This is a genomic window from Actinophytocola sp. (genome assembly GCF_035634895.1).
Taxonomy (GTDB): Bacteria; Actinomycetota; Actinomycetes; order Mycobacteriales; family Pseudonocardiaceae; genus Actinophytocola.
In genome coordinates, this window is sequence record NZ_DASQCC010000106.1 from 1 (window position 1) to 26570 (window position 26570).

Here is a 26570-nt window from a genome sequence, read left to right on the forward strand (position 1 = left end):
TTCATCGCCATCAGGACCCCGTTGACTCGCAACATCTACTGGGTGAACGTGGGGCTGTACCTCCTGTACTGCCTGGCGACGGCGGAGCGCGACTTCATCTTCATCCTCCTCAGCGTGCTCATCCAGGCTCAGCTGCTCAAGAACCGCTCCGGGTCGACGCGGCTCGTCCTGGCCGGCGCCATCTGCATCGCCGTGGCCTCCTTCCTGGCGGCGGCCCGGCAGACCCAGGAGCTCAACCTGGAGCAGACGCTCAACCTGGGGTCCGTCGCCTTCGTCGACACCTTCGTCATGAGCGTGGTGCCGGACTACCTCCCATACCGGGACGGCACGACCTACCTCGACACCCTGCTCGACATCCTGCCGAACTGGCTGCACACGAGGAGCACGCCGCTCAGTGAGTGGCTGGTCGACCTGTACGTGCCGGGATCGAACGGGGGCTACGGCTTCTCCCTCACCGGCGAGGCCTACCTCAACTTCGGGATGGTCGGCATCCCCGTGGTGTTCTTCCTCGTCACCCTCGTCCACCGGTTCATCGTCAACCGGTCGGACCGATCCGACTGGTGGACCTACCTCAACGTGCTGTTCGTGGCGACGTTCATGTACTCACTGCGCGGGGACAGCCTCCAGTTCGTGAAGACGATCTTCTTCGGCATGGTGTTCTTCGGCCTCTGTTACGTCCCGTCGAGCTCACGGAAGACCGAGGACCGCCACGGCGCGGGCCGCGTGCCCGGATGACGTGCGCCGGTGCCTCGTGCCGGCGGCGGACGAGTCGGCTCACGCCGCGAGTATGGCGACCGCGACCGCGTACCCGCCGAGGGTGAAGGTGCCCGAGTTCTGCTCGTCCCGGATCGGACCGCCGGCGGACCGCTGGTCCACGATCCTGACCTGACCTCCTCGCAGGCCGTCGATGCCGACCTCGACGGGCGTGTTGGTCTTGTTGATCACCAGTACCTTGCGGCGCCCGTGGTCGTTCATGGCGAGGGCGTGGAGACTGCCGCCCGAGGACTGGTCCGGGATCTCGATGAGCCGGCAGCCTGGCTTGGCCTCCTCGAGGATCAGCTGCAGCACCCGGTACCGGGCGTTGGGCTCGCCCGTCGTCCAGTCGAGCATCGAGACCGACGGGTACTGGCTGGGATAGCCCATCAGCTGGCTCTCGCCCACGATGTCGATGCCCATGAGCGCGAGGCGGGCGAACACGTAGGCGTAGACGCCGCCGGAGAAGTTCCAGTACGCGTCCGGGATGGGTGCCGGATCGGCCTGGGTGGCCGACCCCGGGAGGATCGTGCCGAGCTCGTTGACGGTCGTGCCCACCGTGGGTGCGAGTGCCCTGCGGATGTTCTCGACCTGTTCGACGTTCGCGAGGAACCCGTCCGCCTGCGCGAAGCCGTCGGGTCCGTACTCGTCCACCGTGTCGGTGGCCTTCGGCTGGGCGTAGAAGTGGTAGCTGATCAGGTCCAGCGGAACACCAGGCTCGTGGTTGTCCCGGTCGAGGAAGTACCGGAAGTAGTCCAGGCCGGCGGAGTTGCCGAGCGACAGCCCGACGAACCTCGTGCCTGGTGACACCTCACGGATCGCGGTGACGATCGCGTCGTAGAGCGTCGTGTAGTCCTGCGGGCTGATGGTGTGCTCGAAGTCGGCCTCGTTGAGCACCTCCCAGTACGGCAGGGGGTAGTGGTGGGGCGAGGCGTGGAAGGCGCCGTACTCGTCGGTGAAGCCGCCTGCGGTGTACCAGGAGACCAGGCGCCTGAAGTAGTCGGCCACGACCTCGGGCGAGACAGCGAGCCGAGTGCCTTTCGAGTAGGCGAACGCCACCTGCTCCGGGTCGTCCGGGTAGGTGGCGGCGGCGGTCCAGCGGGACAGGTCGCCCGAGAAGTCGTCGGCGAGGAGCGTCGCGCCGGTGGACGCCGTCACGACGACGTCGTGGAACGTGGCCGACTCCGAGCCGTGCTCGCGGAAGCCGACGGTGCCCGTGGCGAAGGTGTCGTCGTGCACGGTCAACACCTCCGTGCCGTTCACCGTGACGGCGAAGTCGCCGCCGGTCGCGGTCGTCCGCACCTGGTAGGTCCGGCCGGCCTCGACCGCGAAGGGCAACGGTGTTGCCTGCACACTGGCCATCTGGCCGCTGCTGAACAGGATGAAGACGATGTACCCCGGCGCCGCCGGCGAGGTGTACGGGTAGTTCGACAGGACGAAGCCGTAGCCGTTGCCCGGATCCCGCATCCGCATGAGCCAGCCCGCCTGCGCGAAGGAGATCCCGTCCTGCGAGCCGGTCCCGAGCGGGGTGACGCCGACGTCGAAGGTGTAGTCAGTCCAGTCCATCCCGCCCGCGGCGAGCGCGTTGTCACCGCCGACCACGTGCAACGCCCCGTCCTCCAGCGTCCACGGGATGGGCTGCCACATCCATTCCGGGATGGTGCTGAAGTTGAGGATGGCCGGCCGGCCGGCCGTGGCGTTCTGGAAGTCCTCGATGAGCGGGTCGATGAGCGAGAAGTCCCAGCTCGTCCGGCCGTCCGCCGGCGGCTCCAGTTCGGCGACCGCGAACCTCGGATAGGGGAACCAGGGCACGAAGCGCACGTAGTCGGCGTCCAGGGTCCGCAGGGCGCGGAAGACACTGTCGTGAATCGGCGACGTCCGCAGGATCTTCGGGTTCACCACGACCTGGAGCGTCGGCGCCGTCGTGGACACGGTGCTCGGTCCGTTCCAGTCGACCGGAATCGACGTGCTGGCAACCGGCGCGGGCCGAAGGTCGGTCTGGCGGTCGGTCGACGTCGGCTCACTCGTCGCGCGGATCGGACGGTTCATGGCAACTCCTGTCTGGTCCAGTGATCGCTGTGAAGCGCGGCGCGGAAAGGGGTCATGTTCGGCGCGCGCGAGTGGACAGCACCCAACCGCCTTGTTGCCTCGCCGCGAACGAACACCGGATCTCTGTCGTCGGATCGCTCTTCACGCCTGGTCATCACCTCGATGTGATGTTCTGCCGCGGCCTGCCGACTGCGCCGCGACGTACCGCCGGAGTCCGGGGCGCCGGGCCTGTTCGAGGGTCGTGACCCTCGCTGAGTGGTTGAATCGTTTCATGCGGGCAACGAAACGAGATTATTCGTTGCAGGGCGCGACCGTCCAGAGCCCGCGACGAAAATCTGCCCGCGCACCGGCCGTTCCGCGACGACGATCCAGGGCGACGATCCAGGGCGACGAACCTATAGCCTTTGGTTATGGACGCTCACATCCGGGACCTTCGCTACTTCGTCGCGGTCGCCGACGAGCTGAGCTTCACGAAGGCCGCCGAGCGGGTGTTCGTCTCCCAACCGGCGCTGAGCAAGCAGATCCGCCAGTTGGAGAGCACGTTGCGGGTCAGGTTGCTCGACCGCGACCGGCGGACGGTCGCACTCACCCCCGCGGGCGCCGAACTGCTGGCGCGGGCCCGTCTGCTGATCTCCCAGTGGGAGGAGACGGTTCACGCGGTGGCCGTCGCGGCGGACGACACGACGCTGACCGTCGGGTTCCAGACCCGTATCGGCCGCGGGCTGATCCCCAGGGTCACCGCCGCGATGGCGGCGCGGCTGCCGGACTGGAAGCTGTCGTTCCGGCAGGTGTCCTGGCGGGACGCGACGGCCGGACTCCTGCGCCGCGAGGTGGACGTGGCCGTCGCGTGGCTGCCGGTGCCCGTCGCCGGGCTGTCGTGGCGGGTGGTCGCCACCGAGGACCGCTGGGTGGCGCTGCCGGCGGGGCATCCGCTCGGGTCCCTCGACGTCATCCCGTTCGCCCGGCTCGAGGACGAGGCCTTCGTCGCGCTGCCGGCCGGTCCGGCGCGCGACTTCTGGCTCGCCACCGAGCAGCGCACCGTGCCGGCACGCGTGGCCACCGAGGCGGCGACCGCGGAGGAGGCGTTCGAGGCGGTCGCGTCCGGACTCGGCGTCACGCTCCTCGCGGCGGGCAACGTGGAGATCTACCAGCGGGAGGACGTCGTCTGCCGGCCGGTCGGCGGGTTGCCGCCGAGCCGGCTCGCGGTCGTGTGGCGCACCGACGACGACCGGCCCGCCATCCGCGTGTTCGTGGACTCCTGCGCCAGGTGTCTGTGTGTCATACCACCATCCACTCCGGCGCCAGTTCGATGATCACGTCGTGCGCGCCGTCGAAGCGGTAGCCGATGCCGCGCACGGTCGTGATCCGCGGCTCGTCCGGGCCGAGCTTGTCCCGCAGGCGTCGGATGTGGACGTCGACCGTGCGGCTGTTCATCGGCTCGTCGATGCCCCACACGTCGGCCATCAGGGTGCGGCGCGGCAGCACGCGGCGCGGCCGTTCCGTGAGGTAGAGCAGCAGGTCGAACTCCAGGCGGGTCAACGGGATCGGCAGCCCCTGACGTAACACGGTCCGCGCGTGGGGCAGGATCCGCAGCCGTTCGTCCGATGTGGACTGTCTGGGCAGCGGCAGATCGGGCAGCGCGGGCTGCCGGACGGCGACACCGGGCAGCTCGGCCACCGAGTGCAGCAGATCGGACAGCCTGGCGAGCGTGTCCGGGTTTCTCGGCAGCTCGATGTTCAGCTGCACGACGACGGTCGAGTTCGGTGGCACGCTCATCATCGGACCCGGCCGCACCGGCTGTCGTCAACGGTTCCCAGGATGCGGACGTAGCTGCTCGCGACCCAGGAAATCCGTACCGTCACCGGTGGGAGGGACGGATGGGGTCACCCGAGAACACGCACGCGATCGCCATCGTCGGCGCCGGTCCACGAGGAATCGGGCTCCTGGAACGAATCGCGGCCAACGCGCCCGAGCTGCTGCGTGGGCGGCTGACCGTGCACCTGGTCGACCCGTTCCCGCCCGGGCCCGGCCGGGTGTGGCGGTTCGCGCAGTCCCCGCTGCTGCGGATGAACTCGATGCCCGAGGACGTCACGATGTTCACCGACAGCAGTGTCCAGTGCGCGGGCCCGATCCGCCCCGGTCCCACGCTGGCCGAGTGGGTGGTGGCGGTCCGCGACGGCGAGCTGGTGGCCACAGTGGACGGTGCACTGCTCGACGAGCTGCACTCGATGACCCCGACGACGTTCCCGACCCGGCGCCTGCAGAGCGCGTACCTGAACTGGTTCTACGACTGGGTCCGCGAGGCGCTGCCGAACACGGTCGAGGTGCGCGTCCACGCGGCGCGGGCGGTGGACGTGACCGGTCAGCAGGACGGCGTGCAGCGGGTCTGGCTGGCCGGCGGCCGCGAGCCGCTGGTGGTCGACCTGGTGGTGCTGGCGCTCGGGCACCTCGACGCGGCTCCGGCGCCGGAGGAGGCCAGGCTGGCGGAGTATGCCCGCGTGCACGGGTTGCGCTACGTCCCGCCGGCGTACACCGCCGACCTGGACCTGTCGGCGGTGCGGCCGGGAGAACCGTTGCTGCTCCGTGGTTTCGGCCTGGCGTTCGTGGACCTGGCGGTACTGCTGACCGAAAGCCGGGGCGGCCGGTTCACGCCGAGCGGCTACGTGCCGTCGGGCCGGGAGCCGGTCCTGTACGTGGGCTCACGGCGAGGCGTGCCGTACCACGCGAAGCCGGAGTACCAGCGGCAGGGCACGCCGCCCGAGCTGCCGAAGTTCTTCGGTCCGGCCGAGATCGAGCGCCTGCTGGCGAGACCGGGCCGCCTGGACTTCCGGACCGACCTCTGGCCACTGATGGCCAAGGACATCACCTGGGGCTACTACCACGAGCTGTTCACGGGTCACCCTTCCCGCGTGCGCCTGGACCTCGACGAGTTCGCCGACCGCTACGCGGCGCTGGCCTGGGACAGCGCGGACATGCGTGCCCTGGTGGCGAAGGCGGTCCCGGACGAACGGGACAGGCTGGACCTGGCGGCGTTGGATCGTCCGCTCCGTGACCTGTCGTTCCCTTCTCGTGCCGCGCTGACGGCGCACATCGGCGCCTACGTCGAGTCGGACCTGGCGCGGCGGGCGGACGCGTCGTACAGCGCGGACCTTGGCGCGTTCTACGCGTTGCTGGCGGTGTTCGGGCAGCTGGCGCGGGTGGTGGCGGCCGGGAAGCTGCGGCCGTCCTCGCAGCTGGACGATGTGGATGGTTGGTGGTTCGGGTTCTTCAGCTTCTTCGCGAGCGGGCCGCCGGGGCATCGGCTGCGGGAGCTGCTGGCACTGGCGGAGGCGGGGGTCGTGCGGTTCGTGGGTCCGGACATGTTCGTACGCGCGGAGAACGGCCGTTTCGTGGCGGGCAGCCCGGCGGTGCCGGGCGAGATCGAGGCGAGCACGCTGGTGGAGGCGAGGCTCCCGGCCCCGAGCATCCGGCGGGCGACGGACCCGCTGCTGCGGGCGATGCACGGCCGGGGCGAACTGGCCGAGGAGGTCCTCCTGGACGCGGCGGCGGAACACAGCACGGGGCGCATCCTGACCACGGAGGCGGGGTTGCTGGTGGACGCCACGGGTTGGCCCCACCCCCGGCGGTTCGCGCTGGGCCCGCACACCAGCTCGCGGGCCCCCGGCGCCTTCACCAGACCGAACACGAACGCGGTGGGCTTCCGCCAGAACGACGCCGTGGCCCGCCACATCCTGGCCCAGTTCACCTGAGCGCCCGTGTCCCGCCCTCGCGAGCGGATCTGGCGCGCTCGAGGCAGGTCGGGTATCGATCATGACCGGTATCGAGACGCGTGCCCGGCATCGCCACCGTCCAGAAGTCTCCGCGGGCCATCCGCTGCCCAGGAACAGACGCAGGCTCGGCGTCCGAGCCGGCACCTGGCACCCGGCACCCGCCGGCCCCGCCCGCCCGCCGCCCAGCACCCGCCGCCCGCCCCACAGCAGCCGCCGCCCGGCACCCGGCGCCGGGCACCGGGCGCCTGGCGCCCGGCGCCCGCCGGCCGGCGGCTCTGCCCGACCGCCGCGGGTGATCACCAGCCCGGCCGGTTCCACGATGCGGACTCCGTTGCCTGGTCCGCGTCCCGTGCCTTGAATGAAAGGGCCAGGGGAGAAGGCGGTGACCATGCGCCGCGCCGTGCCCGTGGACCGTCTCGCGGTGGACGCGTGGGCGGTGCCGCGGTTCGCTCTGTCCCAACAGGAGGTTCCGTGCCCTCGATCGTCGCGTTGGCCGGCAGTCCGTCGGTCGACTCTCGAACCGTCGCGTTGCTCCGGCACATCGCGAGTCATACGCACGATGTCGACGTCGTTCCCATCCGTGCGCTGCCCGCCGAGGCGTTGCTCGGCGCGGACGTCGACGACCCCGCGGTCAGCGAGGTTGTCAAGAAGGTCGCCGACGCCGACGCTCTCATCGTCGCCTCGCCCGTCTACAAGGCCGCCTACTCCGGTGTCCTGAAGACCTTCCTCGACCTCCTCCCGCCCGCCGCGCTCGCCGGCAAGACCGTCCTTCCCATCCTCACCGGCGGCGCTCCCGTCCACGCCCTCGCCCTCGACTACGCGCTCCGCCCGGTCCTCACCGCCCTCGGCGCCCGGCACGTCCTCACCGGCCTGTTCCTGATCGACAAGCAGATCGAGCGCACCCCGGACGGCGTCGTGCTCGCGCCCGACCTCCAGGCCAGGATCGACGCCGCGGTGGCCGAGCTATGACCCTCCACCTCGCCGTCGCCCTGGACGGTGCCGGCTGGCATCCCGCCGCCTGGCGCGAACCGGACGCCCGCCCGACCGAGCTGTTCACCGCCCGCTACTGGACCGACCTGGTCCGGGAGGCGCAGCGCGGCCTGCTCGACCTGGTCACCTTCGAGGACTCCTTCGGGCTCCCGGCGAGGCTCGACGCCACGCTCATCGCCGCCGCGGTCGCGCCCCGCACCAGCGGGATCGGCCTCGTGCCCACGGTCATCACCACCCACACCGAGCCGTTCCACATCGCCAAGGCCATCGCCACGCTCGACTACGCCAGCACCGGCCGCGCCGGCGTCCGGGTGCGGGTCGACCCGGACCACGCCGAGCACATCGGCCGCCGTGCGCCGCTCGACCGGACCGACCTCCTCGACGAGGCCGCGGACTACGTCGAGGTCGTCAGGCGGCTCTGGGACAGCTGGGAGGACGACGCCGAGATCCGCGACACCGCCACCGGCCGCTTCGTCGACCGCGACAAGCTGCACTACATCGACTTCGCGGGCCGCTGGTTCGACGTCAAGGGCCCGTCGATCACCCCGCGCCCGCCGCAGGGCCAGCCGCTGGTCTTCGCGCTCGCGCACGCCGCCCCCGTCTACCGGCTCGCCGAACGCGCCGCGGACGTCGTGCTCGTGACACCCCGCGACGCCGACGACGCGGCCGCGATCACCGCCCAGATCACCGGCGTGCCACACGTCTTCGGCGAGCTGACGGTGTTCATGGACGGCGCGGACCGCCTCGCCCGGCTGAACGACCGCGCCGAGCTGAGCACCGACACCGCCGTCTTCACCGGCTCCCCGGCGGAGCTGGCCGACCTTCTCCTCACGTGGCGACAGCACGGTCTCACCGGCTTCCGGCTGCGCCCCGGCACGCTGCCGCACGACCTCACCGCGATCACCAGGGGACTGGTGCCGGAACTACAGCAGCGCGGCGTGTTCCGCCGTTCCTACGAGAACGGCACGCTGCGCGACCGCCTCGGCCTGCCGAGGCCGGAGAACCGTTACGCGGCGACACAGGGGGCACGATGACACAGGGGGCACGATGACCAAGCAGGTTCACCTGGCCGCGCACTTCCCGGGCGTCAACAACACCACCGTGTGGAGCGACCCGGCGGCCGGCAGCCACATCGAGTTCTCGTCGTTCGAGCACTTCGCCCGCACGGCCGAGCGCGCCAGGTTCGACTTCCTCTTCCTGGCGGAAGGACTTCGGCTGCGCGAGCAGGGCGGGGAGATCTACGACCTCGACGTGGTGGGCCGCCCGGACACGTTCACCGTGCTGGCCGCCCTGTCCGGGGTGACCACCCACCTCGGCCTGGCCGGCACGATCAACTCGACGTTCAACGAGCCCTACGAGGTCGCTCGCCAGTTCGCCAGTCTCGACCACCTGTCCGGCGGCCGGGCGGCGTGGAACGTCGTCACCTCCTGGGACGCGTTCACCGGCGAGAACTTCCGCCGCGGCGGCTTCCTCGCGGAGGGCGACCGCTACCGCCGTGCCGAGCAGTTCCTGCGCACCGCGTGGGAGCTGTTCGACTCCTGGCGCGGCGACGAGATCGTGGCGGACAAGGAGACCGGCGAGTTCCTGGCCGGGCCGAGGCCGGGTGCCTTCGCGCACACCGACGACCACTTCGACATCGCCGGCCAGTTCAACGTGCCACGCGGTCCCCAGGGCCGCCCGGTGATCTTCCAGGCCGGCGACTCGAACGAGGGCCGCGACTTCGCCGCCGCCACGGCCGACGCGATCTTCTCGCGGCACGGCACGCTGGAGGCGGGACAGGAGTTCTACGCGGACGTCAAGGGCAGGCTGGCACGCTTCGGCCGGACACCCGACTCGCTGAAGGTGTTCCCGGCGGCCACGTTCGTGCTCGGCGACACCGACGCGGACGCCCGTGAGCAGGCCGCGCTCGTGCGGCGCCAGCAGGTCAGCGGCCAGACCGCGATCAAGCTGCTGGAACAGGTGTGGAACCGCGACCTGAGCGCCCACGACCCGGACGGCCCGCTGCCCGAGGACGACCCGCTGCTCGGCGAGCACACGGTCGCGAAGGGCCGCGCGAGCGTGCGCATGAACAAGGATCCCCTGGCCGTGGCCCGGAAATGGCGCGAGCTGGCCGCGGCGAAGAACCTGTCCATCCGCGACCTGATGATCGAGGTCAGCGCCCGGCAGACGTTCATCGGCGCACCGTCCACGGTGGCCGCACAGATCAACGACCTGGTGCAGCGGGACGCGAGCGACGGCTTCATCCTGGTGCCACACATCACGCCGGGCGGGCTGGACGCCTTCGCCGACAAGGTGGTTCCACTGCTGCAGGAGCGTGGCGTGTACCGCACGGAGTACGAGGGCACGACACTGCGCGAGAACCTCGGCCTGCCCGACCGGCACCCGGTATGACGCTCGGGGTGGTGCTGGCGGCTCATCGGTGAGCTGGCAAAGGCCTTACCGGTTCCCGCAGCAGGCCCGCGCGTGCGTGGAACGCCGCGACGAGCACGAACGTGACGCTGATGAGCATCGCCCACGCGCCGAACTTCGCCGGGTCCACGACCCGCCACGCCTCCAGTTGGTGCGGGTAGCGCCACGCGCCGAAGAACGTCGCGATGTTCTCCGCCAGCCACAGGAAGAACCCGATCAGCACGAACGACAGCGCGAGCGGCATGCGGTAGCGGTGCCCGCCGACGGTGAAGTGCACGGTCGCGCCCCAGGTCACCGCGACGAGCGCCCCGGCGAGTGGCCAGCGCAGGTCCGGGAGCCAGTAGTGGGTGATGAGGTTGACGTAGATCGCGCCGGCGACCGCCGCGGTGGGCACGGCCCGGTAGCCCGAGACCCGCAGGTCGAACAGCCGCCACGCGGCGACGACGTAGCTGCCGACCGCCGCGTAGAGGAAGCCGCTGTAGAGCGGCACGCCGAGCACCTTCGTGACCGCCGCCTCGGGGTACGCCCACGAGCCGAGCGGCACCTTGACCAGCTCGAACACCAGCCCGACCAGGTGGAAGCCGGCGATGACCAGCACCTCCCGGCCCGTCTCCCAGCCGATGCGCCAGAACAGCGCCGTGACCAGGACGCAGTAGACCAGCAGCGCGTCGTAGCGCGCGATGGGCAACGGCACGATCCTGGACACCGCGAGCCCGCCGAACACCGCGACCGCGAAGACGCAGCAGCGGGCCTCCACCCACGCGAAGCGCAGCAGCTGCGTGACGAGGAACCTCATGCCCGGTGGACGTGCCCACCTCGCCCCGGTTGCTCGGCGAGGGAAGACCGTGCCCGAAGGTAGTGGTGGCCGGCGTCAGCGGTGGTGGTCGGCTGCCTCCCGGACGCGCCGGGTGTAGTCCGTCCACCATTGTTCGTCGCCCGTCGCGGTGTGGTCCCTGCCGGCCTGGCCGTCGATCAGCTCGCGGACGATGTCCGCGTGGCCGGCGTGGTGCGCGGTGTCCTCCAGCACGCGCACCAGCAGCGAGCCGAACGTCGTCTCGCGGCGGTCCTCCGCCCACCAGGACACCGAGGCGGGCGCGTCCAGCGGCAGCCGCTCGATCGACTCGTCCGAGTGTGTCCAGGCCCGGCGGTACAGGTCGACGATGTACTCCCGGGTCTCGTCCGGCTTGGCCCACATGTCGGCGCTCTCCCACACCGAGCCGTCCTCGAGCCACGGCAGCGTCACCGGCGCGGGCCGGCCGACCGAGTCACCCAGGTAGCCGAGCTCGACGCCCACGAGGTGCTTCACGATTCCCAGCAGGTTCGTGGCGGTCGGGGTCATGGGCCGGCGGATGTCGTACTCCGGCAGATCCGCCAGCGAACGCAGCAGCGACTCCCGGCTCTGCTGGAGGTATCGGTGCAGGTCAGCGGCTATTCCGGTGCTCATGCGGGACAGGTTAGGCAGGCCCACCGACAAAATCGGGCGTGACGGTCAGGAGCTTGTCCAGGCCGGTCAGCTTCAGCGGCCGGGTGACCGCGCGCCCACCCGGCACGATCGCCAGGCTGCTGCCGAGCTCCGTGCAGCGCTTGTCGTGTGCCAGCAGCAGGGAGAGGCCGGCCGAGGCCAGGAACGTCAGCCCGGTCAGGTCGAGCACCACCGGCGCAGGCGGGACGACGATCGCCTCGGCCAGGTCCAACTGCCGGGACAGCCGCGGCGCGGTCAGCATGTCGACCTCGCCGACGGCCCGCACCACCACCGAGTGGTTCTCCACCGACCGCTCCAGCCACAGCAGGTCGTCGAGTTCAGGCATGACAGCCTCCGTGACCTGGGAAGATGTCGAGCCTAACCGAGACCGGACGAGGATGCACCCCGGTGTCACCCTTGCGGCGGAAGATCGCGACACCGAGCCGCGCACCGGCTACCCCCCGCGTCATCCGCGTGGCCCCTGGCCGCCGACCTGGGCCGGGCCCGCCCGACGAGGTGTCGGAGGCCGGGCGCGGATCATACCGACAGGTCCGGTTTGTGGTGTTTTACCTTGCGGGACAACACGTTTGTCGGGTGGTGAGCACGCGCACCGCCGACTTAGGGTGCCGGACATGAGAAGAGCCCCTGCACTGATCGTGGCCGGTCTGGCCGCGGTGCTTTTCGCCTCGCCCGCCGCCGCGGCCGCCGGTTCGCCCGGCGCGGCCGGCATCGGTGACTCGTACTACCCCCTGGACGGCAACGGTGGGTACGACGTCTCCCACTACGACATCCGGCTCAGCTACGTGCCGACCACCGACGTGCTGTCCGGCACCACCACGCTCCTCGCGCGCACCACCCAGGACCTGTCGTCCTTCAACCTCGACTTCCTGCTCAGGGTGTCCTCCGTCCGCGTCAACAACGTGCCGGCCGCCTTCCGGACCGACGCCGGCGAGCTGACCGTCACGCCGAGGTCCAGGCTGCCGAAGGGCACCGCCCTGACGATCGTGGTCAGCTACACCGACACGCCCGGCAGCCACGAGCTGTACGACTACCAGGCCTGGCACCGCACGCCGGCCGGCGTGCTCGCCAGCGACGAGCCGCAGATCGCGCCGTGGTGGTATCCGAGCAACGACCACCCGCGGGACAAGGCGACCTTCGACGTGTCGATCGCGGTGCCGCCGGGCGTCGAGGCGGTGTCCAACGGTGTGCTGGTGAGCAGGCGGCAGCAGGTGCCCAACCTGGTGCGGTGGAACTGGCGCAGCACCAGGCCGCAGGCGCCCTACCTGACCTTCATCTCGGTCGGCCAGTACGACCTGCGGTTCGGGACCGCGCCGAACGGCCAGCCGGTCATCACCGCCTACGGCGACGACCTCGGCGACAGCGGCGCGGCCGCGCGGGCGTCGGTGGAACGCACGCCGGAGATCCTCGAGGCGGAGTCGGGCTGGTTCGGGCCGTACCCCTTCGAGGCGCAGGGCGGTGTCGTGGACAACGGGTTGGGCTTCGCGCTGGAGAACCAGACCCGCCCGGTCTACGACGGCGGGTTCTTCGTCGACGGCGCCGACACCTACGTGGTCGCGCACGAGAACGCCCACCAGTGGTTCGGCGACGCGGTCTCGGTGAACGACTGGAAGGAGATCTGGCTGAACGAGGGCTTCGCGACCTACGCGGAGTTCCTGTGGTCGGACTACCTCGGCGAGGGCACGCCGGCCGAGGTCGCGCAGTTCCGGTACGACAGCATCCCGGCCGACGACGACTTCTGGCAGGTGCTCCCCGGTGACCCGACCGCGGCGAACCAGTTCGACGGCGCGGTGTACGACCGGGGTGGCATGACGTTGCAGGCACTGCGCACCGCGGTCGGCGACGACGCGTTCTTCCGGATCCTGCGGACGTGGGTGGCGAAGCACAGGTACGGCACCGGCACGACGAGGCAGTTCATCGCGCTGGCGGAGAAGATCTCGGGCCAGCGGCTGGGCAGTCTGTTCAACACCTGGCTCTACACCAAGGGAAAGCCGGCGGTGGGCCCGAACGGCACCGCCGCGGCCGCGGCTCGCACGGCGACCGCGAAGCCCCGGTCCTACGACCAGATCATGAGGACGCACCGCCTCCTGACCGCCGAGGGCAGGTAGCGGGGTCGAACGGCGCGGCCGGCCGGTCCCCGGTGGGACCGACCGGCCGCGCCCTCGTTCACCGGTTGATGACGAACTGCGAGCCGGGCTCGACGACGACGTCACCCGTCGCGGAGTTGGTGATCGTCACGTTCGTCAGCGTCGCGCTGCCCCGCGCGCCGCTCATCGCGAGGATGCCGGCGCCGTTGTTGGACCTGTCGACACGGACGTTGGTGACCGCGACGTTCGGGATCTGGCCGCCACCCGTCTTGAACTGGATGCCGTCGTAGGTGGAGTCGTAGATCTCCGTGTCCCGCAACGTCACGCCGGTGATGTCCCGGCTCTGCGCGAAGAACGTGATCGCGCCGAACTTCTGCTGCTCGCCCCAGAACACGCCGCCGCACCGGTACAGCGCGTTGTTGGCGATCACGGTCGTGCCGGAGAACGGCAGCGGGTCGTGGTCGGTCGCCAGCATGATTCCCGGGTAGTTCATCGTGTCGTGGACGAGGTTGTTCTCGATTCGGTTGCCGTAGCCGCCGTAGATCGCGATTCCGTTGGCGCGCCAGGGGAGCTGGATCGTGTTGTTGGTGAACACGTTGTCGTGCGCGATGTCGACGTTCGGGTCCTTCACGTAGCGGTTGGCCCACACGGCGAGCGAGTCGTCGCCGGTGGTGCGGAACGACGAGTTGAACACCCTCGAGTTCCTCGTCCCGTTGGTGAGGTTGATGCCGTCCGCGTAGGTGTCCCGGATCCGCATCCCGCTGAACTGCAGGCCATCGGCCGGGCCCCACAGCGCCGGGATGTTGTCGTAGTCGCGGCCGACCCAGACGGCGACGTTGGCGTGCTCGATCCACACGTTGGTGATGCTGGTGCCGGTGCCGAAGCGGCCGTTGAGCGCGACACCGCCCTCCTTGTTGCCGTCACCGCCGCGGATCCGGCCGGAGCCGAAGATCGCGATGTCCGAGATCTGCACGCCCTTGTCGATGTCGAAGCCGAAGTTGCCCTCGTGCGGGTGGTTGATGCCGCCCGCGTCCTGCGGCTCGATCAGCGAGTACAGCTGCGAGCGCCACATGCCGGCGCCGCGGACGGTCACGTTCGAGATGCCGATCTGGTTGTACTGGCCGCCGCCGTTGGGCACGTTCGGGTCGTCGGTCAGGATCTTCTTCTCCTGCCGCCACTGCCCTTCCGGGATCCACACGCAGCCGATGACGCCGTTCTGGTCGTCGGTCACCGCGCGCTGGATCGCCGTCGAGTCGTCGATCCCGTCGTTCGGCACCGCGCCGTACTGCGTGATCGAGGTGCAGCCGGACGGCTGCGGCAGCGCGGGCGCCACCTGCTCCAGGTCGATCAGGTCGATGACGTAGAACGCCGCGTCGTCGCCAGCGTCGCGCTGCAGCCGGAACTTCGTGCCGACCGGGTAGGACTGCGCCAGCAGCGCGTGTGACTCGTCGAACAGCCGCCGCGCGTTGGCCTGCGGCGTGTTCGTCAGGCCCTCCGGGTCGTCGGTGGTCCCGTACAGCCAGCTGTGCTTCGACGACAGCGTCAGCTTCTGCACGAAGGTTCCGTTGACGTACAGGCTGATCGTCTTGTCCTGGCCGCCGCCACCGGCCGCGTCGGGCACGGAGTTGCGCACCACGATCGAGTTCGACGAGGTGGTCGACGTGAACTCCACGTACTGGCCGGTGCTGTCGAGCCGCACCGACTTGCGGCCGGACGACTCGGTCGCGAAGTTGGTGTGCCCGAACGTGCGCAGCGGGTCGGCCTCCAGGAGCTGGCCCTGGTACTGCGCGGCCTCCGCCTCGTACTCGACGAACGGCACCGCCGCGCCGCGGCCCACGACGATGGCCACCGAGAGCTGGTTGTTGGTCTCGTTGGTCTCCGCGACGGCGTTCGTCGCGTCGGCGGTCGCGGTGACGGTGGCGCCGCCGCTCGTGGCCGTCCAGGTGCCGGCCTGCACGCTCACCGTCGCGCCGGCCGCGACCGTCGCCGTGTTGGCGTTGAGCGTGGTGCCGCCGACGCTGACCCTGGTGACGCTCGCGGCCGCGGCGCTGGTGCCCCGGTTGTGCACGCTGACCGCGAAGGTGACGGCCGCGCCGGCCGCGGGGTTCGGCGGGTTCGACGTGATGCCGGTGACCTCGAGGTCCGGCCCCGGCGTCTGGGTGATCACGAGCGGAGTCGGTGCGGTGTAGGTGTTGTTGGTGTCGTTCTGCTCGACGACGGTGTTCGCCGGGTCCACTGTGGACGACACGGCGTAGGTGCCCGTCGGCCGGGTTCCCGCGTTGACGGTCACCGTCGCGGACGCGCCCGCCGCCAGCGCGCCGACCTGCGCGTCGCCGGCGACCGCGCCGCCGAGGCTCACGTTCACGGTCGTGGCGGGCGCGTTCGCGGTGCCCGCGTTCTTGACGGTCGCGGACAACGTGATCTGGCTGGCCTCGGTCGGGTTCGCGGGTGTCCAGGTCGTGTTCGTGACGACCAGGTCGGGGTTCGGCGCCGGGGTGCCGAAGACCTGCAGCTCGGCGACCTGCCCGCCGGGCGCGCCGCTGTTGGCGAAGAACTGGAGCCGCACGTCCGCGGTCCGCGCGGTGACCGGGACCGTCACCGTGTTCTGGTTGGTGGCCGGGTTGAACGCGTAGTCCGCCCGCGCGACCAGCTCCGTGTAGTTCGTGGCGCCCTGGTCACGGCCGAGGACCTGGAAACTCTGCGTGCGCGCGCCCCACACCGGGTCGGGGTTGAGCTTGACCGCGACCGAGGTGACATCGGCGTTGGCGCCCAGCTTGACGGTCAGCGTGCCGGGGTAGCCGCCGGACTCCCAGTAGGTGCCGGTGTTGTCGTCGTTGGCGTTGGTGGCGACGAAGGAGAACACGCTCGACGACGCCTCGATCGGTTTGCCCACCGCCAGGTTCGCGCCCGCGACGGGACCGGCACGCACGACGTGGTTGCTGTCGGTTGACTCGTTGCCCGCCGCGTCCCTGGCACGGACGAAGTACTCGATCCGCGTGCCGGCCGGCCGGGTCTCGGTGAACGTCGTGCCGGTGAGCGTCGAGACCGCGACGTTGTCGCGGTAGACGGTGTACCCGGTGACGCCGACGTCGTCCGTCGCGGCGGACCAGGCCAGGCGCAGCTGGCCGCCGCCCGGCTCGGTGAGCACCAGGTTGCCCGGCGCGGACGGCGCCTGGGTGTCGCCGGAGTCCGGCCCGTACAGCTCGAACTCCGACAGCTGCGCGGCCGGCCAGCCCGTGTTGGCGGTGACGTTGACGCGCACGTAGCGGGTGCTCGCGGTGAGCGGGACGGTGACCGTGTTGGCGCTGGGGGAGAAGCTGTAGCCGGTGGAGCCGACGAGGTCGCCGAACGACGTTCCGTTGGTGCTGCCCTGAACCGCGAGGGTCTGCGTGCGTGCCTCCCAGCCGGCCGGCAGCTTCAGCACGATCCGCGTGAGCGCCCTGGTCGAGCCGAGGTCGGCCTGGATCCATTGCGGGAACGCGTTGTTGGCGCTCTCCCAGTAGGTGGCCTGGTTGCCGTCGACGGCGTTGCCGACGGGATAGCCCGGCAGCGCGCTGCTGGCGGAGATCGTCCTGGTGAGCGGCACGTCGGCGACCGCCGCCGCACTCGGCGGCTCGGCCCCGCTCGCGGCGGACGCCGGGGTGACGGAAATGCCGATGGCGGTCAGCCCTGCCACGAGAAGGGCAGCGGTCAGCCGTGAACGCTTCATGGGCGTCTCTCTTCTTTGAGACAAGCAGGGGTGCCGACGTTCGAATAACAGCATGCAACATCGCGGCTGCTGGTAGCAAGAAGTAGACGACGATTGGCAATTTAACGACAGTGTCGCGTTCGTCCGCTGTCACGCCCGGGGACTTGATAACCCCACCCTCACGATCGTCGAAACAACCGAACTGGTCGCCGAACGACCTGAGGGGTGCGAACGCGGAGGGACCGCAGGCCAACGGCCCTCGGTCCCTCAGGCGGGCAGCGGGCGGCGCTCGCCGACCTGGGCGGGCAGTTCCGCGATCGACGTCACCACCGACTGTTCGGCGAGCCGAACTCGGCTCGCCGAAGGCAAACCCGCTCGCCGTGAGCAACCGCACGCGACGGCGTGCTCGAATCAGCTCCTAGGCCGGGCCGGGCTCCGCGTCGTTCGCCGGGCTGGAGCTCCTGTTCAGGGCGGCCAGCTCGTCCACGACGTGCACCGCCTCCACGTAGCGGCCAAGCCCGCTGAGCGCCTGCTCCAGATTGCGCAGCGAGGCGATGAGATCCGGCTCGAACCGCGCACGGTCCTCGGCCAGCAGCCGCCGCCGGATGGCGACCGCCTCCTCGAGTGGCGGCAGCGCGTCCGAGGTCCGCCCGACCTCCTGCAGCACCGCGCCCAGGTTGTTCAACGCCATCGCCTGGTCCGCCAGCCGCGCGGGCGGCAGGCGCCGCGCGAGTACCGACGCCTCCTCGAACGGGCCCAGCGCCGCGGCGAACTCACCCCGCTGGTGGCGCCAGAACCCGAGCGATGTCAGCGCGGCGAACAGGATCGGCTCGAACCGCAGCTGGTCGCCGGGCACCAGGGTCCGGTAGATGTCGACGGCGCCCTCGGCCGACGACATGGCCTCGTCGAGATGCCCCAGCTCGGCCAGCAGGTGCCCCTTCATCAGCAACGCCGCGGCCAGGTTCGGCGCGTACCGCACCGGTTTCGCGTGCACGTGCCGGCGCCCGATGGCGATGGCCTCGTCGAGCGCGGCGAGTGCCTCGTCGTGCCGCCCGGCCTCGTTGAGCCGGCGGGTGTAGTCGAGCAGGATCGAGCCGACGTCGAAGTCGTGGCGCGTCCAGCGTGACGCGAGCCAGCGGGTGAGCCGCAGCATGAACTCGGTGTTGTCGAGGTCGCGCGTGAGCCAGTCCTGCCTTCGCCGGCGCCACCGCCAGCCACGTCCCATGCCCAGTCCCCCTAACCGGGTAACAGCCCGCGCACGAACGCGGCCTGCCCGGCGTGCTGCAGGTCGTCGGAGACGACACTGACCAGCCGGACCCCGAGTGTCACCGGCGGATCCCAGCGCCGGTCCACGATCCGGTCGAGGTCGGCGTCGGTGATCTGGCGAAGATACTCCAGCGACCGTTCGCACGTCTCGTCGTGGTAAGCGGTGAGCAGCTCGGCAGGCACCCGCACCGCGGCGACGTCCGCCGAGCGGTGACCGTAGCCGGTGTCCCGCTGGTCGAACGGCAGCCCGAACCGGTCCGCCCACTTCGGCCAGACCTGCTCGGTGCCGGCCACGCCGGCGACGTGATCGTCCTGGATGCGGGTCAGATGCCAGACCAGCCAGGCGATGGAGTTCGCATCGTCCCCCGGCCGGTAGGTCAGTTGGTCCTCGCTGAGCCCGTCGACGGTTGCGTGGACGATCTCCCGGATCCGCCCGAACGCGTCGACCAACAGGTCCGCACTCGTCACCAACCCGACGTTACGCCGCTTGACGTTCGGCCGGACGGTACGCCCGGACCGAACTCCGGACAGCGCGTTTGGCGCAGGATGCGACCTCCTGGCGCGACCGGCCCCGCGCTGGCCAGCGACGTTGGACACTGGTGTCGATCACGGTGGTCGACTGTGGGGAGTCGGACATGGCAACGAGGATGAGGACGAGGTTGACGACGCTCGACGGGCGCGCGGTCATCGTGACCGGGGCGGGACAGGGGCTTGGGCGTGCGTTCGCGCGGCATGCCGCCTCGGTGGGAGCCGCGGTGGTGGTCAACGACGTCGACGCCGGCCTCGCGCACGAGACGGTCGCCGCCATCACGGCCGCCGGCGGCGTCGCCGTGGCCAGCCTGCACTCGGTGGCCGAGGCACGGGAGGCACGGGAGCTCGTCGACCTGTGCGTCGAGGAGTTCGGCCGGCTCGACGGGCTGGTCAACAACGCCGCGCTGAACTACTCGGCGCTGCCCTGGGACGACGACCCCGACCGGGTGCGTGAGCTGGTGGAGGTCAACGTCCTCGGCGTCATCTACACCGGGCTCGCCGCGGTGCGGGTGATGCGCCCGGGCACGTCGATCGTCAACATCTCCTCCGGCGCCCTGCTCGGGCAGCGGGCGCTCGGCACGTACGCGGCCAGCAAGGGCGCGGTCGCGTCGCTCACGTACTCGTGGGCGCTCGATCTGGAGGCGGCGGGCATCCGGGTCAACGCGGTGTGCCCGCTGGCCCGCACCCGGATGGTGCTCGCCACCGAGAGGGCGATGCGCAACTGCCCGCCGGACCGCACGCCGGAGCGGATCGCGCCGCTGGTCACGTTCCTGCTCGGGGACCGGTCGATCGGCGTCACCGGGCAGGTGATCCGCTGCAACGGGCCGCAGCTGCACATCATGGGCCAGCCGTACTTCAAGGCGCCGATCCTGACCAGGGAGAGCTGGGACGACGAGAGCGTGGCGCGGGCGTTCGCCGAGGTGTTCGGCGCGCACCTGGAGCCGTACGGGATGGAGAAGCGGCTGCCGCCGACGCTGCGGGACTGGCTCGATCCCGCCGCGATCATCTGACCGGCATCCGACCGGTCGCCGTGCCGGTCACCCGATGACATCGACGACGACGTTGCCCACCTTGCGGCCGGTCTCGACGTACTCGTACGCGGCGACGATCTCGTCGAGCGTGAAACGGCGGTCGATGACCGGCGTGAACGCGCCGGTCGCCAGCAACGTGGCGAGGTAGGCGATCATCCGCTGGTCATGCCGCGGGACCGGGAACCTGACCCGCGCCTTCCGGCGGACCGTGACCAGCGGCAGGACCAGGTTCTGCGCCCATGGCCCCATCTCGGACGACAGGTAGACGCCGCCGTCCGGTTTCAGCAGTCGCCGGCACTGACCGAACGTGGACCTGCCGACCGCGTCGAGCACCGCGTCGTACGTGCCGGTGTGACGGGCGAACTCGCCGGTCGTGTAGTCGAGGACCTCGTCGGCGCCCAGACCCTCGACGAGCGCGAGGTTCGCCGTGTCGCACACCGCGGTGACGGTGACATCGAGGTGTTTCAGCAACTGCACGGCGGCCGAGCCGATGGCGCCGGTCGCGCCGTGGACGAGCACGTCCTGCCCGGCCTCGATGCCGGCGGTCCGGATGAACGCGAGCGCGTAGTGCGCCCCTTCGGTGGCGGCCGCCGCGGTGGCGAAGGGCACGTCCGGCGGCATGAGTGCGATCGACCCGCTCGCGCGGAGCGCCAGGAACTCGGCATGCGTGCCGAACTCGCCCTCGTTGTAGCCGAAGACCCGGTCGCCGACGTCGAAGTTCGAGACGTCCCGGCCGACCGCGGCGACGACGCCGGCGAACTCCGTGCCGAGGACCGGCCGCTTCGGCCGGGTGAGCCCGGTCGCCGAACGCACGAAGAACGGCCTGGCCGCGCGGTAGGCGCAGTCCGTGCGGTTGACGGTGGTGGCGTGCACCGCGACGAGCACGTCGTGCTCGCCCACCGAAGGCCTGTCCACCTCGGCGACCGAGACCACGTCCGGTGGGCCGTACCTCATGTGCACCGCGGCTTTCATGCGCAGACCTTAGCGACGTAACTCCCGCGGAGTAGGGGTTTCCGCGATCGTGTCCGAACTTGCCGGCGATATTTTCGGCGACAGTTGTCCTGTTGACCGGGAAATAAACAATGCTCTACGTTCCCGCTAGGGCCGATGATTTCCGATAATTCTCGGAAACCGGTTCCGTAACGAGCATCGATACTGCGGGAGGCGATGGGGCCATGCGCGGAAGACGGTTCGTTGTCGGTCTGGCGGGAGTGCTGGCCGTCTCGGTCGGACTCGCGCCGCACTCGGTGGCGGCGAACGGGTCACCGGTCGCGGCCGGCGGCTGGGTCAACACCTGGACCTCGATGCCGCAGCTGACCGAGCCGGGCAACATGCCGCCGCCCCCGTTCACCGAGGACGGCCTCGTCATGGCCGACACCACGTTGCGCCAGACCGTGCGCGTCACCGTCGGCGGGTCGAACCTGCGGCTCCGGTTCTCCAACGCGTTCGGCGGCGCGGCGCTGCCGATCACCGCGGTCTCCGTCGCCCTGCCCGCGGGCGGCCAGGCGGGCGTGTCCGCGATCCAACCGGACACCGCCCGCCCGGTCACCTTCAACGGGCGGCCGTCGACCGTCGTCCCCGTCGGCGCGCAGATGGTGTCGGACCCGCTCGGCTTCCGCGTCCGGCCGAGGACCATCCTCGCCGTCACGCTCTACCTCGCGACCGGCCAGGCGTCGAACAACATCACCTCGCACCCGGGTTCGCGCACCTCCTCCTACCTGCTGGCCGGCAACCACGTCGCGGACGCCGACCTGCCCGGCGCCGCACGCGCCGACCACTGGTACTTCCTCAGCGGCGTCGAGGCGTTCGCCCAGCGCGGCACGTCCGGCGCGGTCATGCTGGGCGACTCGCTGACCGACGGCCGAGGATCCACCACGAACGCGAACGACCGCTGGCCGGACCAGCTGCTCGACCGGCTGCAGGCCGGCCACCGCACCGCGGACGTCGCGATCCTGAACCAGGCCGCCGGCGGCAACCGCGTGCTCAACGACGGTCTCGGCCCGAACGCGCTCGCCCGCTTCGACCGGGACGTCCTCGCGACGAGCGGCGTCGAGTGGCTGGTCGTGTTCGAGGGCATCAACGACATCGGCACCGCGGCGGCCACTCCCGAGGCACAGCAACAGGTCGCGGCCGACCTCATCGCGGCGTACGAGCAGTTCGTGACCCGGGCGCACGCGAAGGACATCGAGGTGTTCGGCGCGACGCTGCTGCCCTTCGGCGGCAACACCGGCTACGACGACCCGGCCGGCGTCCGCGAGACCGCGCGGCAGGCCGTCAACCAGTGGATCCGCACCAGCCACGAGTTCGACGCGGTGATCGACTTCGACCGGGCCGTCCGCGACCCGGCGGCACCGCGCCAGCTGCTGGCGGCCTACGACGTCGGCGACCACCTGCACCTCAACCCGACCGGCTACGGCGTGATGGCGGCCGCCGTGCCGGCCCGCCTGTTCGACTAGTGTCCCGCGCCGGAGATTAGGCAACTAATTCGGCGGCCCAGCTTCCTGCTGGCGGCGTTGCCGGTTCGCCCAGGTACGACCCAGTACGAGGGCGAACCGGCGCCTTGCCAGCAGAAACCCGGATCCACCGACTTGATCACCGCATTTCCGGCGCGGGACACCAGCCCCGGGGGCCGGCCGACAGTGACGTGACGGCACCCCGGTCAGCCGCACTGGTGCTCGGCGGCGATCTCCCTGTCCGGCAGGGAGATCGACCGTCCGCCGGCACGCAGGGACAGCACCCGCGCGGTGTGGTCGAAGCTCGGCCACGGTGACACGCCGGCCGCCAGTGGCCTGCCCGTGCGCACGAACCGGCCCCACGCGTCGACCATGTCGGCCGCCAGCCGGCGTTCTGACGCGTCGAACGTCGGCGCGATCGGCGTGCCGTTGTCGAAGCTCGGCCACACGTAGGCGAGCTCCGCGGCATGTCCCGCGCCCCACACGTAGCCGGCCGGCAGCGGTGCGAGCCCGGGGCCGGTGCGGTGCGCGAACTCGTAGGCGTAGGTCCGGGTGTACGCGGCGAACGCCCGTGTCAGCCCGAGGTTCGGGCAGCCGCCGATGCCCGCGAACGTGCCCCTGTCGGTGAAGATCGCGCCCACGAGGTACGCGGCGGTGAACTGGTCGGCGGCGGCGGGCCACGGGTACCGCGCGAGCACGCCGTCGCCGAAGCTCGACCGAACGAACGCCTCGTACTGCTCGCGGGTCTGACCGATGAAGCCCTGCGCGAACGTGCGGCCCTCGTCGAGGTTCGCGCCGATCACCACCGGCACGTGGGCGAACCGGCCGGTGCGCACGGACTGGTCGGGGTCGTCCGGCAGCGTCGGCACCCCACGCGTGATGGCGACGGGTGTGTTCGCGCCGGCGTCGAGCAACCGCCCGGCCGGCAGCGCACGCAGGCACGCCACGTCCGCGCAACCGACCGCCCCGGCCAGCGCGGTGCCCGCCGCCTCGGCCGACGCCAGGGTCTGCGTGGGGCACGAGCCGCTCTGGATCATGGCCGCGGCGAACAGTCCCCGCGAGCCGGGCGCGGACAGGTGCGCGCACACCGAGAAGCCACCCGCGGACTCGCCGCCGATCGTGACCCGGCGCGGGTCACCGCCGAACGCGGCGATGTTGCCGTGCACCCAACGCAACGCGGCCTGCTGGTCGGCGAACCCGTAGTCACCGGACTCGCCGGACTCGGCGGTCAGCCCCGGGTGGCCGAGGAAGCCGAACACGCCGAGCCGGTAGTTGATGGTCACGACCACGACGCCGGTGCGGCGCACGACGAGCGACCCGTCGTGCTGGTTGCCGCTGCCGTTGCGCAACCCGCCGCCGTGGATCCAGAAGTACACGGGCAGGCGCTGTCCCGGCCGGGTGCCCGCCGGGCGCTGCACGTTCAGGAAGAGGCAGTCCTCGGCTTCCGACCTCGGGCCGTTGGTGCTGGCCTGTGCCGCGCAGGCCGCGCCGTAGGACGTCGCGTCCCGCGCACCCGGCCAGTGCGGCGCGGGTCGGGGCAGCCGCCACCGCAGGTCGCCGACGGGTGCGGCCGCGTACGGGATGCCGAGGAAACTGTCCACCCGGCCGGCATCCGTGCCGCGGACCACCCCGCTTTCGGTGCGGGCCAAGGGATCATGTCCGGTCGCGTGCGCGGTTCCGTTGCCCAGCAGGGAGAGGACGGCCAACGCGACGGTGAGCTGGCGGCGCATGCCCCCAACGTAACCGTCAGCCGTCGTGGGACACAACCGTGCGCCACGCCGCCCGGACCGTCGCGAGCACCGGCACCGCGAACAGCGCGCCGACGATGCCGGCCAGCTCGACGCCCACCGCGATCGCGATCAGCACGGCGACCGGGTGCAGCTGCACGGACCTGCTCATCAGCATCGGCTCCAGCACGTTGCCTTCCAGCTGCTGCACCGCGATCACCACCCCCGCGACGATCAGCGCGACCACGACGCCCTTGCTCACCAACGCGATGAGCACGGCGACCAGCCCGGACACGAACGCGCCGACGATCGGCACGAACGCGCCGAGGAACACGAGTGCCGACAGCGGAAGGAGGAGCGGCACCCCGGTGAGCCCCAGACCGATGCCGATGCCGACGGCGTCGATCAGCGCGACCAGCAGGGTCGTGCGGACGTACTTGGCGAGGTCGTGGAATGCCCTTTCCCCGGCGTGGCGCACCTTGGTGCGCGCGGGCTCGGGCAGGAACTTGGTGGTCCCGTGCCACATCCGGGAGCCCTCGTGCAGGAAGAACACCAGGAGGAACACGACGACCACGAGGCCGGCCAGCATCGTGGTCGCGGTGGTGAGCACGCCCAGCGCACCGGTCGCGAGCTCCGAGCGGTTGCGGGTGACCCAGGCCTTGCCCTCGTCGAGCATGCGGTCGAGCTGGTCGCCGGTGAGGCCGAGGGGCCCGTTCGTCAGCCAGTCGCGTAGCTGGCGGTAGCTGTCGTCGAGCCGGTCGCCGAGGTCGGGCAGGCCGTCGATGAGCGTGGACACCATGAAGTAGATCAGGCCGCCGACGGCCGCGAGCCCACCGAGCAGCACCGCCGCGGTGGCGAGCCCCCGTGGCACGCGACGGCTGTGCAACCAGGTGACCGCGGGCGCGAACAGCGACGCGACCAGCAAGGCCACCGCCAACGGCACCACCACGACCGACAGCCGGGCGACGACCTGGCCGAACACCCACAGCGTCGCGGCGATGACCAGCACGTACAGGCACGCCAGCGCCACTCGCCGCAACCGCGCGAGCGGATCGGGTGGCGGTCCGGCCGGGGCGACGAGCGGGTCACCCGGTGGACCGGCGACCGGGACGGACGAGGACCCGGCCGGCGACCCGACCCGCGTGCCGCCGGCCGGCTCGGCCGGCGGATCGGCAGGGGCCTCGGGCGGGGTGGCCATGTCGGACTCCGATGCTCGCTCCGCCGGCTCCGCTCAGCCGAGGTCGTTCGTGTTGAACGTGTCGCACTGCTGTGGGTCCCCGGACCGGTAGCCGGTCGAGAACCACTTCTGGCGCTGTGCCGAGGTGCCGTGGGTGAACTGGGTGGTGTCGACCTTGCCGCCGCCCAGTTCCTTCTGGATGAAGTCGTCGCCGATGTGGGCCGCGGCGTCCAGCGCGGCGGCCACGTCGTCCTGTGTCACCTGGGTGATCAGTGGCTTGCCGGACGCCCCGGGTGCGGTCGTGGCGTGGTTGGCCCACGCGCCCGCGTAACAGTCGGCCTGCAGCTCCAGGCGCACGGAGCCGGACTCCGCGCCGGCCGACTGCCCGACCTTGTCGGATGTCCCGACCAGGTGCTGCACGTGGTGCCCGTACTCGTGCGCGAGGACGTACCCCTCGACGAACGGCCCACCCTGCGCGCCGAAGCGGTCGTGCAGCTCGGTGAAGAAGGTCAGGTCGATGTAGACCTCGGAGTCCGCGGGACAGTAGAACGGCCCGGTGGCCGAGTCGGCGTTGCCGCACCCCGTCTGCACACCGCCGGAGAAGAAGTTGGTCTCCGCCACCTGGTAGCCGTCGAGCTGGCCAGACCAGTAGCCCTGGATCGAGTTGATGAACGCGACCGCCCGGCAGTCGGCGTCGCGGTTGGCGTCCGCGCCGGTGCGGCAGCGGTCCGCCAGCGACGAGGCGCCGACCTGCTCGTTCTGGCCGAGGTCGAACCCGCCCAAGCCGGACGACGCGTCGCCGCCACCACCGCTGAACTGCGAGATCACGAAGTAGATGATCACGCCGATGACACCGAGACCACCGCCGCCCAACGCGATGCCGCCGCCGATCCCGCGCTTGTCGCTGATCTGGGAGGTGTCTAGTCCCGCGTCGTCGTTGAATTCCACCCCATGATGCTCGCACGGGCGGCGCGCACGCGCTCATGGGCTCCTCGTCGTCGTGGTCGACGGTGAGCACGGCCCGCCCGGCGGTCCCGACGGTGCGTCACGGGGTCGCGACGCTTCGGAGAAATCCAGCCCAGAACAAAGCGGCGGCGAAATCGCCTACGGGAAAAGGAGAACACGCGCGGCGCAGGCCGACGCTCGCGATCGTCGCGGC

At 70.8% G+C, this 26570-nt stretch carries 21 protein-coding genes; 9 read left to right on the forward strand and 12 right to left on the reverse strand.

Translation table 11 applies throughout. The features are described from left to right. The coding region (gene wzy, locus VET29_RS14855) for an O-antigen polysaccharide polymerase Wzy (protein ID WP_324920294.1) at positions 1–735 on the forward strand (735 nt) is incomplete at its 5' end. Positions 736–774: 39 nt separating this feature from the next. Here the strand turns inward: wzy and VET29_RS14860 are convergent. Next, the gene (locus VET29_RS14860) at positions 775–2802 is read right to left on the reverse strand and encodes a GH39 family glycosyl hydrolase (protein ID WP_324920296.1); all 2028 of its coding nucleotides are present in this window, start codon (positions 2800–2802) and stop codon (positions 775–777) included. A 410-nt stretch (positions 2803–3212) separates the two neighbouring features. Between VET29_RS14860 and VET29_RS14865 the strand changes: the two genes are divergently transcribed. Beyond that, positions 3213–4115: a LysR family transcriptional regulator gene (locus VET29_RS14865; protein ID WP_324920298.1), complete on the forward strand. Its 903-nt coding sequence runs from the start codon at positions 3213–3215 to the stop codon at positions 4113–4115. On the opposite strand, the gene VET29_RS14870 is transcribed toward VET29_RS14865, so the two are convergent. Next, the gene (locus VET29_RS14870) at positions 4081–4572 is read right to left on the reverse strand and encodes a winged helix-turn-helix domain-containing protein (protein ID WP_324920300.1); all 492 of its coding nucleotides are present in this window, start codon (positions 4570–4572) and stop codon (positions 4081–4083) included. The two genes, VET29_RS14865 and VET29_RS14870, sit on opposite strands and share 35 nt — an antisense overlap. 107 nt (positions 4573–4679) lie before the next feature. Here VET29_RS14870 and VET29_RS14875 point away from each other — a divergent pair, with 107 nt between their 5' ends. The 4 genes from VET29_RS14875 to VET29_RS14890 all read left to right on the forward strand — a co-directional run bounded on the left by VET29_RS14875 (position 4680) and on the right by VET29_RS14890 (position 9953). Continuing rightward, positions 4680–6551 (forward strand): FAD/NAD(P)-binding protein, encoded by a 1872-nt coding sequence (locus VET29_RS14875; protein ID WP_324920302.1) that lies wholly within the window; start codon positions 4680–4682, stop codon positions 6549–6551. Between the two features lie 492 nt (positions 6552–7043). Then, the gene (gene ssuE / locus VET29_RS14880; protein ID WP_324920303.1) at positions 7044–7541 is read left to right on the forward strand and encodes an NADPH-dependent FMN reductase; all 498 of its coding nucleotides are present in this window, start codon (positions 7044–7046) and stop codon (positions 7539–7541) included. Further along, positions 7538–8596, forward strand: a complete 1059-nt coding sequence (locus VET29_RS14885; RefSeq protein WP_324920305.1) for an LLM class flavin-dependent oxidoreductase — start codon at positions 7538–7540, stop codon at positions 8594–8596. The genes ssuE and VET29_RS14885 overlap by 4 nt, the downstream gene beginning before the upstream one ends. Before the next feature lie 13 nt (positions 8597–8609). Beyond that, positions 8610–9953 (forward strand): NtaA/DmoA family FMN-dependent monooxygenase, encoded by a 1344-nt coding sequence (locus VET29_RS14890; RefSeq protein ID WP_324920307.1) that lies wholly within the window; start codon positions 8610–8612, stop codon positions 9951–9953. Positions 9954–9975: 22 nt separating this feature from the next. On the opposite strand, the gene VET29_RS14895 is transcribed toward VET29_RS14890, so the two are convergent. From VET29_RS14895 to VET29_RS14905, 3 genes are all read right to left on the reverse strand, one after another. Continuing rightward, positions 9976–10767 (reverse strand): DUF817 domain-containing protein, encoded by a 792-nt coding sequence (locus VET29_RS14895; protein WP_324920309.1) that lies wholly within the window; start codon positions 10765–10767, stop codon positions 9976–9978. A 75-nt stretch (positions 10768–10842) separates the two neighbouring features. Next, positions 10843–11415 carry a DinB family protein gene (locus tag VET29_RS14900; RefSeq protein WP_324920311.1) on the reverse strand — a complete coding sequence of 191 codons (573 nt, stop codon included), beginning with the start codon at positions 11413–11415 and terminating at the stop codon, positions 10843–10845. Positions 11416–11425: 10 nt separating this feature from the next. Next, positions 11426–11779, reverse strand: a complete 354-nt coding sequence (locus tag VET29_RS14905; RefSeq protein ID WP_324920313.1) for an STAS domain-containing protein — start codon at positions 11777–11779, stop codon at positions 11426–11428. 286 nt (positions 11780–12065) lie between these two features. Here VET29_RS14905 and VET29_RS14910 point away from each other — a divergent pair, with 286 nt between their 5' ends. Beyond that, complete coding sequence (locus VET29_RS14910) at positions 12066–13559, forward strand: M1 family metallopeptidase (RefSeq protein ID WP_324920315.1); 1494 nt, start codon at positions 12066–12068, stop codon at positions 13557–13559. A gap of 58 nt (positions 13560–13617) precedes the next feature. Here the strand turns inward: VET29_RS14910 and VET29_RS14915 are convergent, their stop codons facing one another. The 3 genes from VET29_RS14915 to VET29_RS14925 form a co-directional block, all read right to left on the reverse strand. Continuing rightward, positions 13618–17247, reverse strand: coding sequence for a CARDB domain-containing protein (locus tag VET29_RS14915; protein WP_324920317.1), 3630 nt, complete (start codon positions 17245–17247; stop codon positions 13618–13620). Between the two features lie 397 nt (positions 17248–17644). Continuing rightward, positions 17645–18451: a tetratricopeptide repeat protein gene (locus VET29_RS14920; protein WP_324920320.1), complete on the reverse strand. Its 807-nt coding sequence runs from the start codon at positions 18449–18451 to the stop codon at positions 17645–17647. Positions 18452–18462: 11 nt separating this feature from the next. Continuing rightward, positions 18463–18960 (reverse strand): mycothiol transferase, encoded by a 498-nt coding sequence (locus tag VET29_RS14925; protein ID WP_324920322.1) that lies wholly within the window; start codon positions 18958–18960, stop codon positions 18463–18465. A gap of 167 nt (positions 18961–19127) precedes the next feature. Here VET29_RS14925 and VET29_RS14930 point away from each other — a divergent pair, with 167 nt between their 5' ends. Continuing rightward, complete coding sequence (locus VET29_RS14930) at positions 19128–20033, forward strand: SDR family oxidoreductase (protein WP_324920324.1); 906 nt, start codon at positions 19128–19130, stop codon at positions 20031–20033. A 27-nt stretch (positions 20034–20060) separates the two neighbouring features. On the opposite strand, the gene VET29_RS14935 is transcribed toward VET29_RS14930, so the two are convergent. Next, the gene (locus VET29_RS14935; RefSeq protein WP_324920326.1) at positions 20061–21026 is read right to left on the reverse strand and encodes an NAD(P)-dependent alcohol dehydrogenase; all 966 of its coding nucleotides are present in this window, start codon (positions 21024–21026) and stop codon (positions 20061–20063) included. 203 nt (positions 21027–21229) lie between these two features. Here VET29_RS14935 and VET29_RS14940 point away from each other — a divergent pair, with 203 nt between their 5' ends. Then, a complete protein-coding gene (locus VET29_RS14940; protein WP_324920328.1) occupies positions 21230–22510 on the forward strand; it encodes an SGNH/GDSL hydrolase family protein in 1281 nt (426 codons plus the stop codon). Positions 22511–22713: 203 nt separating this feature from the next. Here VET29_RS14940 and VET29_RS14945 read toward each other — a convergent pair whose 3' ends face one another. The 3 genes from VET29_RS14945 to ypfJ are packed head-to-tail and all read right to left on the reverse strand — an operon-like array spanning position 22714 to position 26359. Beyond that, positions 22714–24237: a carboxylesterase/lipase family protein gene (locus tag VET29_RS14945; protein WP_324920331.1), complete on the reverse strand. Its 1524-nt coding sequence runs from the start codon at positions 24235–24237 to the stop codon at positions 22714–22716. A gap of 16 nt (positions 24238–24253) precedes the next feature. Further along, positions 24254–25432: an AI-2E family transporter gene (locus VET29_RS14950; RefSeq protein ID WP_324920333.1), complete on the reverse strand. Its 1179-nt coding sequence runs from the start codon at positions 25430–25432 to the stop codon at positions 24254–24256. A 33-nt stretch (positions 25433–25465) separates the two neighbouring features. Further along, the gene (gene ypfJ, locus VET29_RS14955; protein WP_324920335.1) at positions 25466–26359 is read right to left on the reverse strand and encodes a KPN_02809 family neutral zinc metallopeptidase; all 894 of its coding nucleotides are present in this window, start codon (positions 26357–26359) and stop codon (positions 25466–25468) included. Positions 26360–26570 lie beyond the last annotated feature (211 nt).